General features: G+C 31.1%; 9 protein-coding genes. 4 read left to right on the top strand and 5 right to left on the bottom strand.

Going from position 1 to position 14,901, the window contains the following annotated elements:
* Positions 1 to 11: 11 nt before the first annotated feature.
* The 3 genes from Q1B05_RS04635 to Q1B05_RS04625 all read right to left on the bottom strand — a co-directional run bounded on the left by Q1B05_RS04635 (position 12) and on the right by Q1B05_RS04625 (position 3,138).
* Complete coding sequence (locus Q1B05_RS04635) at positions 12 to 1,982, bottom strand: tetratricopeptide repeat-containing sensor histidine kinase (RefSeq protein WP_299778092.1); 1,971 nt, start codon at positions 1,980 to 1,982, stop codon at positions 12 to 14.
* Between the two features lie 153 nt (positions 1,983 to 2,135).
* Positions 2,136 to 2,288, bottom strand: a complete 153-nt coding sequence (locus Q1B05_RS04630; RefSeq protein WP_299778090.1) for a hypothetical protein — start codon at positions 2,286 to 2,288, stop codon at positions 2,136 to 2,138.
* A gap of 511 nt (positions 2,289 to 2,799) precedes the next feature.
* Positions 2,800 to 3,138, bottom strand: a complete 339-nt coding sequence (locus Q1B05_RS04625; protein WP_299778087.1) for a cupin domain-containing protein — start codon at positions 3,136 to 3,138, stop codon at positions 2,800 to 2,802.
* 261 nt (positions 3,139 to 3,399) lie between these two features.
* On the opposite strand from Q1B05_RS04625, the gene Q1B05_RS04620 reads away from it, so the two are divergent.
* The 4 genes from Q1B05_RS04620 to Q1B05_RS04605 all read left to right on the top strand — a co-directional run bounded on the left by Q1B05_RS04620 (position 3,400) and on the right by Q1B05_RS04605 (position 11,926).
* Positions 3,400 to 8,385, top strand: a complete 4,986-nt coding sequence (locus Q1B05_RS04620; protein WP_299778085.1) for a translocation/assembly module TamB — start codon at positions 3,400 to 3,402, stop codon at positions 8,383 to 8,385.
* A 5-nt stretch (positions 8,386 to 8,390) separates the two neighbouring features.
* On the top strand, positions 8,391 to 10,688 hold the full coding sequence (locus Q1B05_RS04615) for a BamA/TamA family outer membrane protein (protein WP_299778083.1): 2,298 nt from the start codon (positions 8,391 to 8,393) through the stop codon (positions 10,686 to 10,688).
* An 82-nt stretch (positions 10,689 to 10,770) separates the two neighbouring features.
* Positions 10,771 to 11,556, top strand: a complete 786-nt coding sequence (locus Q1B05_RS04610) for a HipA family kinase (protein WP_299778081.1) — start codon at positions 10,771 to 10,773, stop codon at positions 11,554 to 11,556.
* Positions 11,543 to 11,926, top strand: a complete 384-nt coding sequence (locus tag Q1B05_RS04605; RefSeq protein WP_299778727.1) for a DUF3037 domain-containing protein — start codon at positions 11,543 to 11,545, stop codon at positions 11,924 to 11,926. Before Q1B05_RS04610 ends, Q1B05_RS04605 begins: the two co-directional genes overlap by 14 nt.
* 118 nt (positions 11,927 to 12,044) lie before the next feature.
* On the opposite strand, the gene Q1B05_RS04600 is transcribed toward Q1B05_RS04605, so the two are convergent.
* Together Q1B05_RS04600 and Q1B05_RS04595 are read right to left on the bottom strand one after the other, a co-directional pair.
* Positions 12,045 to 13,139 carry a type I phosphomannose isomerase catalytic subunit gene (locus Q1B05_RS04600; RefSeq protein WP_299778079.1) on the bottom strand — a complete coding sequence of 365 codons (1,095 nt, stop codon included), beginning with the start codon at positions 13,137 to 13,139 and terminating at the stop codon, positions 12,045 to 12,047.
* Between the two features lie 105 nt (positions 13,140 to 13,244).
* On the bottom strand, positions 13,245 to 14,495 hold the full coding sequence (locus Q1B05_RS04595) for an Nramp family divalent metal transporter (protein ID WP_299778077.1): 1,251 nt from the start codon (positions 14,493 to 14,495) through the stop codon (positions 13,245 to 13,247).
* Positions 14,496 to 14,901: the final 406 nt, after the last annotated feature.

Genomic DNA, 14,901 nt, shown 5'->3' with positions numbered 1-14,901 from the left:
CTAAATTGTGTTTAATTATTATAAATTGGGGTTTGAATTGTTAATTTAGTTCCTTCATTTTTATCTGTTTTAATAAGTAAAAATCCTTCTATATCGTTCACTCTAGAGGTAATATTTTTAATACCAATCCCCTTTCTAGATTTAGAAAAATCGAAGCCTTTACCATCATCAAGTATATCTAAACAAATATCTCCTTCTTTAGTATAGAAATCAATATAAATTTGCTTTGCCTCTGCATGTTTCCATGTATTTTGTAATGCTTCTTGAATTATTCTATAATAATGAATTTTTATCTTATTTGAAATATCTTCCCAATTAATTTTATCTTGATATTTTAAATTACAAATTAAATTATAGGCAGAAGATTGTTTCTCAAGCAGTTCTTTTATAATATCTATATAACTAGAATTCGCTACAAAATCGATATTTAAGTCGTGAGATACTTTTCTAATTTCTAATTCTATTGCCTTTAATTCTTCTATATAATTACTTCTAATTTTAATTGCATCGTCGGTTTTGCTTGCATTTAAACTGTCTAAACTTAAACGTGTACCGAAAAGCCGTCCTAAAATACCATCGTGTAATTCTTCAGATATTCTACGTTTTTCAGACATCCGTGCTTCATCAATTTTATCTTGCTGAGAAAGCATTAAATTATAAATATCTTCGTTAGCCTGTTGCTGTTTTTGTTTAAATTGAAGTGATTTATTTTTACTTCGTTGAGAAACAATAGTAAAAATTAAAAAGGACGACACAAGTAATACTAATGATAATAACATAAACAAGAGTCTCTCTCTAGTTATTTTTTCGTTTTTAAGCTCTAAATCGTTAGTCTCATAACTAATTCTGGTGAATTTATTTCTAATGGCGCGTTCTGTTTTTTGAAGACTATCGTTTAAATGAATATAAGTCTCATAATGCTTAACGGCCATACTATCGGTTTCTATTCTTGCCAATAGTAAAAGTGATTTTAATAAATCGTCGTTATGATATTGTTTTGAAATGTCTCGTGCTGTATATGCGTAATATTTAGCAGAATCGATTTTATTTTGATTATAAAAATACTGAGCTAAATGTTGATTAATTATAATAGAATTATAGGAATCGCCTATAGAATCGCAAATATTTAAAGCTCTTAAATATAACTCTGGAAGTTCGTCTTCATTATTATTTAAATAGCGTGTATGCGCGTAATTATCTAATACCAAAGCATAGACTCCAGGACGATCACGTTTTAGGTTACTATCGGATAAAATATCTTGATAATACGATAATGCAATATTATAATTCCCAGAATTTTTATAAGCTAAAGCCAAATTATTTAAAGAATTATTTATGGTAGATTTATTATTCCCTTCTAATTTTCTTTTTAAAGACAAGGATTTATTATGATACTCTATAGCATCTTCAAACTGATCTAATTGATCGTAAACTAGCCCCAAATTATTATACAAAAAGGCTTTTTTTCTAATTATTTTATATTGAGGGGGAAAGGAATCTAATATTTTAATCCCCTCAAAAGAAGAGACTTCACTACCAATAAAATCTTTTTCATTTTTTTGAATAATGGCAATATTAAGCAACATTACAGCCCTATTATACCCATCATTTATTTTATAAAAAATTTTCTCTGCTCTGTGATAATAAAAAAAAGCACTGTCTGATGCTCGATTATAAAAATAATTACCTCGATACGAATAAATATGACCCATAGAAGTAGAATCCCCTAACCGTTTTGCTAACTGCAAATTATATTTATTCATTTTTAAGAACAAATCAAACTGCTTTTCTTCTAAAAACAAATCAGCAATCTGAATCTCACTTTTTAAAATTAGAGAATCAACACGAATTTCATGAGCCAATCTACTCGCTTTCTTACTGAATAAAAAACGATCGTTATAGCTATAATCATTTGTATTAGACGCTTTATCTAACAGTAAAGATATAGTGTCTATTTGTTTGGCTTGAGCAATACTTTGCAAGCTGTAAACAATACTAACGCAGATTAAAAGTTTCTTTAGAATAATTGAATAATTTATCTTGATAGTCTCAAATGTATCTATATTTTTCCGTTTTTCACAATACAAAAAGCCCTTATCCGTATAGATAAGGGCTTTAAATTAAAATATTTCAGACTAATCTCTTTCGTCAATACCACCACCGGTAAAGGTTGTTGCTTCAACATCATCAGGTGCTACTAACACATCATCATCTAATTCTTCATTAACACAAGCAGTTAAAGATCCAAATAATACAAAAGCGAATAAAGTAATTTTTAAGAATTTCATAAGATTAATTTTTAGGTTGTTAGGTTTATTATTTTTTATATATCGTTATATTTTAATTTTTACATAGGCAAACTGCCTTTTAAAAATTTTAATTTTCACAACTAACGACAAGACGTAATTATCCCATATCGGCATAAACACTGGATTACCAATTAGTTACACCCAAATATATAGTATTTTTCTTATTTAAACCTAATTTTACATCGTTAAAAAGCATTGTTTATCGATGAAATACACTAAAATTTAACATTTCAAGCCGTATTTCATAAAATTTCAGTCTAAAAAAGGTAAAAACTAGATTTTAACTACTTAAATCTATTGTTGGAAATGGCATTATAAAATATTAGAAAACATATTTTGTAGTAGAAAAATTATACGTTTAATAAAAAAGAGGAATAAAACGTAAAAATAATAATTACGTCTTATTCCTTCACTGTAAAACATTCAGTAACACTTATTATTAATAATAAAGTAGGACAAACACTCTAAATAAACTTAAAAAATAAAAAACTTACTCTATTACATGTTCTACACGTTCTACAGAATCTTGAATAGATAACGTTAAACGTACAATACTATCTGTTTTTGCAAATAAATCATGAGGCACATTGGAGTCCAGAGTTAAAAGATCTCCTTTTTTTAAGGCGTGTGTAATCCCTTCTACCCCAAAATTTATTTCACCGTCAAAAACTTCTATAACAATAGGTTTTGGAGCTTTATGTTCTTTCATAGACTGCCCTTTTTTTAATAACACGCGAATCTCTTTACTAAAGGCCGTTTGCAAAAGCACACTTACTGCAGGTTTGTCATCATTAAATTCTAAATTATTGTATAAATTAGTTGACATCATAATCGTTGTTTTAAGTACTATAAATTTACGTCTGTTATTTGACTAAAACATTAAAAATCAATAATAAAATGTTAATATCATTACATCTTTTAAGGCTTTTTGAAGTTGATAATACAGAATGATTACATTTGATTCAAAATTGAAATTTTTAGAGTTAATTTTTACAGATTAATTATAATATTTTTGCGCCATTTAATATTGACTTTGGAAGAAAAAAATAAACGTACTAAAATCTCTAAAAAACTCAAGGTTTTAAAAATCTTGAGGAACATTTTCATTTTAATTTTCATCTTATTCTTACTAATTATTCTATTTATAAGAAGTCCGTGGGGACAAAATAGTATTGTAAATTATGTCACTTCTTTTATTTCTGAAAAAACACATACTAAAGTTGAAATAGAAAACCTTTACATTACGCTTGGAGGCGATATTAAATTAAAAGGATTGTATTTAGAAGATACGAAAGGTGATACTTTAATATATTCTAAATCTATAAAAGCAAACTTACCACTATGGCCAGCAATTACAGGAAAAGGAATTGGTATTGAAACTTTAAATTGGGAAGGGTTACGTGCAAATATTGTTAGAAAAGATTCTATAAGTGGCTATAACTTTCAATTCTTAATTGATGCTTTTGCCGCTACAGACACACTTGCTGTTCCAGAACCGGAAGTAGAAAATGAACAATTAAAAATTATAGTTGGCGACATTTATTTAAAAGATTTTGACCTCAATTTTAACGATGCTGTTCTAGGAATTGAAAGTAAAACGAAATTAGGTTTAGTAGATTTAGAATTTGACACTTTCGATTTAGACGCCATGGATTTTAGAGTATCTGAGGCTTTGATTTCTAATTCAGATATTAATTATATCCAATCTCCTGTACCTGTATCTACAGATACCACCACTACAACTTTACCTTACCTTTATATAGACGATTTTAAAATTGAAAACGTAAAAGTAGATTACAACGCTATTGCAGACGGTATGACATTGCGTACCAATATTTCAGATTTCTATATTGAAGATGCAACCATCGATTTGCCAAAAGATAAATTTAACATTGATGAAATTGGACTTAAAAACTCAGAAATTGCAGTTTTAACAACTGGCACATCAACTGAAATAGATACTATTGAAACGACTACAACTACATTTTCTTGGCCAGACGTAAAGGTTAAGATTAATAAAGTAGATTTGGAACAGAATGACATACAATATACAGTTAACAATGCAAAACCCATAGCAAACAACTTCAACGCAAATGCTATCGCTTTAACCGATTTCAATTTAAACATCCAAGACATTTATCTACAAGATAAAACAGCAGGTTTAAAATTAAAGATTTTTTCTTTTACAGAAGGTTCAGGATTACATCTTAAACAAGGCGAATTAAAGTTTGCTGTAACAGATAATATGCTGGATATCGAAGATTTAAAAGTTGCTTTAAACAACAATAAAATTCAAGGAAATACGCGTTTAGATTTTTCAACCATGTCTGCTTTAATACAAGCGCCTGAAACTTCAAAATTAGATTTAAAATTACCTGTTATACAACTAGATGTTGCAGATGCCTATCGTTTTCAACCTGATTTAAAAACAAATCCATATGTAGATAGTTTGAGTCAGAAGTTAATTACTGGACAAATTTATGCGAATGGTTATTTATCAGATATAACCTTAGAAAACACTAAAGTGAATTGGGGGCAAGATACACGCATGTCTACATCGGGATCAATTAAAAATGTAACAGCCCCTGACCTACTCAAATTCAACATCTCAAATTTTAAAACGGAGACGGTAAAAACAGATGTACTTAAATTTATAAACGAAACAGATTTAGGTTTAAACCTTCCGAAAGACATTGCTTTACAAGCAACTTTAAAAGGCACTGTTAAGAACTTAGAAACTAAGGCCAAATTAAACACTTCTCAAGGTATAGCAAATCTAGATGCTAGCTATACAGATATAAATGGACTCGCTTTTACAACTAATTTAACTATTGAAGATTTTAAACTTAACGAGCTCTTATTGAACGAAGAATTAGGGGCACTTAATCTATCGGTAAAAGCCAGCGGAAGCGGTAAAAACATCAATACTTTAGATGCAAAATTAGAAGCTATGATTTCTAATTTTAAAATAAAAAATTACGAAATTATAAACCTTCCTATTAACGGGGAGATTGAAAACGGAGTTGGAGATATTAGTTCTAATTACAAAGACAAGAATATAAACGCAGAACTACAAACACATGTTATTTTAGATAGTATTTCTCCAGAAATTAATGCCAATTTAAATATTATTGGAGTCGATTTACTCGCTTTAGGTGTTGTAAACAAAGACATCCGTGCAAGATTAAATCTAAATGCTAATTTTAAAGGAAATCCAGATAATTTTGACCTTACAAGCTCTGTAGATGAAGGAACTATTGTTTACGACAATAAAACCTATTTACTTGGTGACCTAGTTGCTAATGCCCACGTAGATACAGACTCTACTTTTGTTAGCGTTACCAATAAATTATTAAATATAGAACTTGCTTCTAACACCAATCCGCAAACATTTAGCAAGGCCTTAGGCCGTCATATTTCAAACTATTTTTATTCAGACTCTACATTAAGACAAAAGGAAAACAATAAACCGGTACGATTAAAACTAAAAGGAAAACTTAGTGACGATCCTATTTTAACCGATTTATTTCTTCCTAATTTAAAGCATATAGACACTATAGATATTGGAGTAGATTTTAATGAATCTAAAAAACTACTAGATGCAAAAATCATAGCTCCGCAAATAAATTATAGCGGAAACGAGATTGATAGTTTAGCATTTACATTTAACTCAGACCCGAATACTTTTAAATTCGATTTCGGATTTAAAAGTATAAAAGCAGGTCCTATTCTATTAAAAAGAACTCTTATTAATGGAAATTTATTAAACCAAGAGTTAGATTTAAATGTGATAGCTTATAATGGTGAAGACGTTTTAATGCAACTAAAATCTGAAATTAAAAAAAAGAACGATAATCTAACATTCCATATTTTACCTGAAGATTTTATTATAAATAAATCAATGTGGCAAATCCCTAGCGATAATTTAGTAACCTATAGAGAAGACAATATAACGTTTAATAATTTCAATTTCACAAAAGACAATCAATCTATTTCTATAACTAATGATACGGTTAACAAAACGGCTTCAGATAATGTTTCAATCACCTTTAACGGTTTTAATCTCAATGAATTTTTAACCTATTTAAATCCTGATAAAGAATTAGCTCAAGGTGTTTTAAATGGTAGTTTTACAATACAAAATCCGTTTAATAATCGTGGTTATTTAGCCGATTTAACTATTAATCAATTCAATATATTAAACACCAATTTCGGAACACTAACTTTACAAGGTGATTCTGAAACCAATGCCAAATACAACTTTGATTTAACCACCAAAGAAGGTGATGTAGATTTAGATATCACAGGAAATTATATTGCATCAGAAACAAACTCAAATATTGATGTCGATTTCGATATAAATGAATTTAAAACAAAAGCACTTGAAGGACTCTCTTTGGGTGAAATCACAGATGCTTCTGGATCTTTTAACGGACATTTTAAAATTAATGGTTCACTAGATGCTCCTCAATATAGTGGTGATTTAGTATTCGATAAATCGCGTTTTAAAGCGACCAAATTGAATAGCTTTTTTGAATTACCAAATGAAGCCTTAACCATAGATAATTTGGGCATTCGTATGACCAATTTCACTATTAAAGATGAAAATAATAGCGCATTTATACTTAATGGTTTTATAAACACAGAATCGCTTATAAATCCGAAATTCGATTTAAAGATTAAAGCAGACAATTTTCAAGTTTTAAATGCTAAAAAAGAAGACAACGATATGCTGTATGGCTTCTTAGCTTTTAAAGCCCAAGGCACCATTAAAGGCGATTTAAACGTGCCTATTATTAACATCAAAGCTGGCGTAAATCCTAAAACAAACATTACTTATGTTATGCCGTCTTCAACAGTAAATATTGAAGATCGAGATGGTGTTGTACGCTTTGTAAACCGAGATAATCCAGATGCCATTTTAACGCGAAACCAAGAAGATGTTACAAACGTTACAGGCTTCGATGTTAATGCTAATTTTTCTATTCCTAAAGAAGCGAAAATGACTTTAGTTATTGATAAAAATACTGGAGATAATTTTATGACTTCGGGGCAAGGAAACTTTCTCTTTAAAATGGATACAAATGGTCGAATGAATCTTTCTGGAGTATATACCGTCTCTAGTGGTCATTATGAAATGAGTTTATATCAGCTTGTAAAACGTAAATTCGAGCTAATTGCCGGAAGCCAAGTCACTTGGTCTGGCAATCCGTTCGATGCCAATTTAGATGTACAAGCCTTATATAATGTAGAAACCTCGGCTTCAGCATTAATGGCCGCACAAATATCCGGTTCAAGCAGTTCTACTCAAAATGAATTTAAACAAACCTTACCTTTCGAAGTGTATTTAAATGTAGATGGCGAGCTTATGCATCCAAAAATATCTTTTAATTTAGACATGCCCGAAGAAGACCAAGGTGCGGTTAGCGGACAAGTGTACGGACGTTTACAACAAGTTAACCAGCAAGAAGGCGAATTAAACCGTCAGGTATTTTCTCTACTAGTTATGAATCGTTTTTACCCAGAATCTGGTAGCGATGGTAGCGACGGAGGTTTTGCATCTATTGCTAGAGACAATTTAAACGATGCCATTTCAGATCAACTTAATATGTTTTCAGATAAATTATTAGGAAGTTCTGGTGTAGAACTCGATTTCGGATTAAACAGCTTTACAGATTATTCAGGAGATACCTCGCAACAACGTACACAATTAGAAGTTGCTGCTCAGAAAAAACTGTTTAACGACCGTGTAATTGTACGTGTTGGTAGCGATGTAGATATTGAAGGTCGTAGCACTTCTGGAGAAGAGACACCGTTAATTGGAGATGTGAGTTTAGAGTATCTAATTACACCTAGCGGAAAATATAGATTGAAAGCGTTTCAGAAAAACGAATTCGAATCGGTTATAGATGGACAAACTATTGTTAGTGGTTTGGCTTTAATTTTCACTAAAGAATTTAATAAGTTCGAAGAATTATGGTCTGCATTATTCAATTCGGAACAAGAAAAAGCTAGAACTAAACGCAGATTAGAAAAAGAACAAAACAAAGAACAACAACAGGAAACAACGAAATAAAGATTTTGAAAACCAATCTCAACACAACCGCTGTAATTAGATACTGCAAATTCACATGCGCACTACTAATTCTCTCCCTTTTTCAAGCCTGTAGTATTGTAAAATATATTCCTGAAGATGAATTATTATACACAGGAGCAACCTTAGAGATCAAAACAGATTCTATTGTAGAAAATGAATCTGAACTTAAAGCAGAATTAGAATCTACCATTCGTCCTGTGCCTAACTCTAAATTTTTAGGCATGTATCCAGGCTTATATTATTACTACAAAAATCAAAAAGAAAAGCCCGGATTTATAAACCGTTGGCTGTATAAAAAAATAGGAGAAGAACCCGTTTATCAATCGGGTATAGAAACATTTGAAGTTGAAGACATTCTCGTAAATCGATTAGAAAATCACGGATTCTTTTACAGCAGTGCATCTTCAGAAATTGCAAAAAACGAAGACGATAAAAAAACAGACATTACATATCAGGTACAAATAAAACAACCTTACAAAATGAAAACCTATCAGGTAGATTCTTTACCTGAACCAATCTTTTCAGAAATTAAGAAAAGTGTTACTAACACCGAGTTTAAACCCGGAATCCGTTTCGATTTAGATTTTCTAAAAACGGAACGTTTGCGTATTGATGCAGATTTAAAAAAAACAGGGTACTATAATTTTAATTCAGAATTTTTAATTTTTGAAGCAGATACTACACGTTATAAAAATAGAACTTTCGATTTATATTTAAAACTTAAAAATGCCACTCCTGAGGCGGCTATTAAACCGTATAAAATTGGTAACATTAATATATATACCAATTACGATATTAAAAAAGACAGCCTTAAACAAAAGTCTACACGCTATAACGAAAAGAACTTTATACAAGACGAAGCGTTTTTTAAAACAAAACATTTAGATCCATTTATTACCCTTAACGAAGACGAATTATACAATCCTGAAGCCTCTAGAAATACAGCAAGACGCTTGTCTACAATTGGAACGTATAAGTTTGTAAACATTCAGTACAAAGAAAGAGATAGTACGGTTTCAGATAGCGCTAGAATTTTAGATGCTAACATTTATTTATCTCCACTAAACAAAAGGTCTTTAAAAGCAGAATTACAAGCCGTAACTAAATCTAATAATTTTGCGGGTCCCGCTTTAGAATTCTCTTATAATAACAGAAATATTTTTAGAGGAGGAGAAATTTTAAGTCTCAGTACAAATTTAGGTTACGAACTTCAAATGGGTAGCGGTAGCACTATTAGTAACACGGCTTTAGGCATAAAATCTGAAATGACTTTTCCTCGAGTTATATTCCCTGTAAAAATTAACGATGATTTCTTTGAATATTCTATTCCTAAAACAAAAGCTAGCCTAGGGTTAGATTATTTAAAACGCACAGAATTATATACTTTATTATCTGGAACTGCAGAGTTTGGGTATTCTTGGAATGCAAACAGATATACAACTCATAATATCAATCCCATTTCAATTAACTACAATAACCTCATTGAAACCTCAGATGAATTTGAAGAAATCCTCGATGATAATTCGTATTTAGAACAGAGTTTTGAACAGCAATTTATTGCCGGATTAAATTATTCTTTTACTTATAATGAAATGGTCAATGCTTCAAAAAAAAATCAGTTATATACTAATGTAACTTTCGATATAGCAGGAAATGGTCTCAGTCTATTTGATTCTAAAAACGACAGTGAAACACAAACTTTTTTCGGTTTAGAATATGCACAATATGTAAAAGCAGATATCGATTTCCGTTATCATTTCAACTTTAATAACGACAAAAAAATAGCCACTAGATTGTTTGCAGGATATGGTATTCCTTATGGAAATTCTGAATATATGCCTTACATTAAACAGTATTATTCTGGTGGTCCAAATAGCGTCCGTGCATTTAGAATTAGATCTCTAGGACCTGGAACATATGTAAGCGACGATGAGACTGATGACGATTATTATATAGACCAAACAGGAAACATCAGGTTAGAAGCCAATGTAGAATACCGTTTTCCATTATTTTCTTATTTTAAAGGCGCTGTGTTCGCAGATGCTGGAAACGTTTGGAATTCTACAGATATTGATGATGTTCCAGGCGGAAAATTCAGTTCAGACTTTATTAACGAACTAGGAATTGGTGTTGGTGTAGGACTCCGTGTAGATGTTCAAGGGTTTGTTATCCGTTTCGATTTTGCAACACCAATTCACGATCCCGCATTAGAAGAAGGCAAACGCTACGATTTTCAGTATAAAGAAACCACTTTTAACTTTGCTATTGGTTATCCGTTTTAAAGCTATTTTACTCATAATTTGAATACACTTTTAAACTATAGCACATAACTTATTACTAAATTTACATTCTAGTTTTTTAATTATGACAAACAATTTTGAGTTAAGACATGTAAATGTAACTCGGTATATGATGGCATTAAGAGAGGGCGGATCACTTCCTGCTTTAGCTGAAGCTGACGATGATTTTAAATACGTCTTAAAATTTAAAGGTGCAGGACACGGAACCAAAGCATTAATTGCAGAGCTTATTGGCGGACAAATAGCGAAAGCTTTAAAATTACAATTACCAGAATTAGTATTTGCACATCTAGACGAAGCATTTGGAAGAACTGAAGCAGATGAAGAAATTCAGGACTTATTACAAGGCAGTCAAGGTTTAAATTTAGCACTTCACTTTTTATCTGGGGCCATAACTTTCGACCCTGCTGTTACAATTATAGATGTAACTTTAGCTTCTAAAATAGTGTGGTTAGATGCATTTATAACCAATGTAGATCGCACCTTTAAAAACACCAATATGTTAATCTGGCATAAAGAATTATGGTTAATAGATCATGGTGCATGCTTATATTTTCATCATTCTTGGAGTAATTGGGAACAATCTGCCAAGAGTCCGTTTAAGTTAATTAAAGATCATGTGTTATTACCACAAGCCTCTGAGGTAAGAACTATAGACGCCGAATTTAAAGCGCTATTAACACCAGAAATATTAAAACACATCGTGAATACTATTCCAGATGAATGGTTGCAATGGGAAGACCTAGAGAGTACTCCTGACGCCATTAGAGAGGTGTACTTCAACTTTTTGAACACACGCTTAGTCCATTCAGAAATTTTTGTAAATGAAATTGAACATGCTAGATCTTAAATTATACGAATATGCTGTAATTCGGGTGGTTCCAAGATTAGAACGCGAAGAATTTGTAAATATTGGCATCATACTATTTAGTAAACAAGCAAAGTTTATTACGGTGTTATTTGATATTCCTTCTGAAAAAATTAAACTTTTTGATGACGATTTTGACAGCGAACAATTGGAGTTAAATATGATCGCCTTCAAAACCATAGCCACTGGATCTTGTAAAACGAGCCCGATTGCTTTAATGGATATTCCATCACGTTTTAGATGGTTAACAGCCATTAGAAGCTCGGCAATACAAACTTCCAGACCTCACCCTGGGTTGTCTAACGATCTTGAAAACACAGCGCAACGCTTATTTAAAGAATTGGTTTTATAAATCAAGAAAGTAGTTTGAAGTAAAAAAGACTTCATCATTTTCAAAATATGAAAATATAAAGTCTTTTTCTGTATATAAGTGTATCTTAAGGTCTCCTTTTACAATAGACTAACACAATCTAATTTGGAGGATAACATAACAATATTTTTGAAGCTTCGTCAGATTTAAATGTCAGTTCTGAAATTGCAGCAGAGATAAAAACCTCATCACCCTGACTGTACGTATATTCTTTTCCGTTACACACCATAGTTCCTTCACCTGAATAAATAACAGCAACATAAAAGCTTGAACTTCCTTTAATAGTATGACTTCCATCTAAAAGTAATTCGCTTAACCCAAAGCAATTGGTATGCTTGGTATTAAATAATGTTCTTAAAGTGAATTCGTCTGAATGTTCTAAAACTTCTGGTGTAATTTTCCAAGCCTCAAGCGCTTCATCTAAAGTATAATTATCGTAATGAAAACACTCTAACATTTTTTCTTCACCAACACCTTGATGAATCAATTCTGGTCCAATAGTCAATCCATTAGGAGTTGTTTTTTCAACACGCATGGTGTAATCTGTAGGCTCCTGAACTTCCATTAAAAAACAACCTGCTCCAATTGCATGTGGTACACCTCCGTAAATCATGAAAGCATCTCCGGGTTTTACTTCTATTTTATGTAAACAATCAAGCATACCTTGAATATTTTGATTTTCAAAATGCGCCTTCCACTCTGCTCTAGTTACGTGTTTTTTGAACCCCATATAAACCACACTTTTTTCACCATCTATTTCGCGCGTGTTTAATACATACCAAGATTCTGTTTTACCAAATTCAGAATTAAAAACGGTTCTAGCATATTCCTTATCGGGATGCACCTGAACAGTTAAACGTTCTTTAGAGTCTAACATTTTAATAAGGACACCTGTGGTTCCAAATTTTTCTGCAAGCGTTTTTCCTAAATATAATTCTAGATCAGAATTAATTAACTCTTTTAAAGGAAAAGTCCCTTCTTCTGTTTCAATAAGAGACAATCCTTCATCTTCTGGTCTATTATTCCCGCGTGCTGTAACTGCAGACATAATCCATTCTTCTGGCATGCTTCCATCAGTTTCAGGAGTTGTTTTTTTCCATCTATCAATCAATGCGCCACCTTCATACGTTCTCCAAACTCTATTTTGAAGTTGTTTTAAAGGCATATGTGCATATTTTTGTAAGTGATTACTCATGATATTTTGATTATATATTAACTGTGAATTAGTAAATTTAATGTGTTCTTTTAAGCTGTAAAAGCTTAGCGATATTATTTTTTTATGCTGAAAAATTTCTTCTTACTATAGGTAAGTCATGAAACCTGTTAGTGCAACATACAACATATAAATATTAAAAATTAATGTTGCACCTAGAGCAATATTCATCCAAAGACTCGTTTTATGTTCTTTCATTATTTCTGTTCTATTAATCAAAATGATTAAAAACAACGTAATTAGAGGCATTATAAAAGGACTTAATGCTTGAGATGCAATTAAAATCCAAACTGGTTTTCCTCCAAAAAACGGAACAATCACACCACTTAAAGCAACAATGACCACTAAAGCTTTAAACAATGGTTTTTTCATATTACGTTCTGTCCCTGTATAATCTGCAATTAACCAAGGAAACAATAATAAATTAGGAAAGATTGAAGATAATCCTGCTCCTATAATTCCTAATGTAAATAAGGTTAGTGCAAAATCTCCAGCCCAAGGTCCTAAAGCACTCATCATATCAGTAGCATCATTAACTTTAATGCCTTGAAAATACAGGGTTCCAGTAGCACTAATCATAATTGCTAAACTAATAAAAAATGTTAGAGCCATAGAAGACATGGCGTCTCTATTTTCAGTTTTTAAATCTTCAATTCCCCATTTTTGTTCTTGAACTAGAATACTTCTAGATGCTAAACATACACCAGCCATAGTCGTTCCTACAATTCCTGCAATAACAAGACCTGCATTATCTCCTGTAGGTAATTCTGGAAAAAAATCGGCAAGATTAGTACCTGTTTCTTTAACAACCATAACACTAGTTGCTATAAATGAAAGTGCCATAAAACCAACCATTATACTCATTGCTTTTATAAAATTCTCGTGCTTACCTGTCCAGAATAAACTAATTAGTAAACAGATAAAGAATACTGAGATTACGGGAGCATTAAGAAATGAAATTGACGTTTTTACAGAGATCCATTCCATAGTCACTTCTGCAACAACTCCCATAACACCTATTACAGATGACACTATAGAGACGAGCAGTGCTACAATTATAAATATGGTAACAGGTTTTCCAAAGGCCTTTTTAAAATTATACATAAGAGTATCTCCCGACACAATAGTTAATTTACTTATAGAAACAAGTAAAAAATAAGTAAAAAAACAAGAAAGTAATAAAGCCCAAGAGAGACTTAAACCGTAATTAGCTCCGGACACAACCATAGACGTTACACTTCCTGTACCAACGACGTACCCGATTATAAAAAATGCTGGTCCAAAATCCTTGAGACCTTTTTGAATTTTATCTTTTAATGATAATTGTTTTGATGACATATGCTATTAGTAGTTTTAGAGTTTTGTTTTAATCGAATTTAGGGCTTAAACGTCCTTTTTTCTGCTTTTATAGTTTTATTATAAACACGTATAATTATTTATTCTGTGTATAATAAAACAGAGATAAAAGCATAAATACTGCCACAGTTACCGGCATAAAGAAAACATCTAGGCTCAATAAAGTTAGGTATTATAAGCATAAAACACTTATAGAACTAAAGAAAGATTTTATTTACAAATAAAATCTTTTTAAAAATAGAAGCTTACAAAATATTGAAACGTATCTATATCCAAATTCCAGATTATTTAGACATGCTTTGTAAGCAAAAAAAATACTGATCTAAACTTTAGACCAGTATTTTTTATAATAAACTTAGCCTTTTATGCCGTGCCTATTCTATTTTAA

It is taken from the genome of uncultured Formosa sp. (genome assembly GCF_947500765.1).
Lineage (GTDB): Bacteria > Bacteroidota > Bacteroidia > Flavobacteriales > Flavobacteriaceae > Formosa.
The sequence above is the reverse complement of the archived record's forward strand: the minus strand, read 5'-3'. Positions and strand labels throughout refer to the sequence as shown.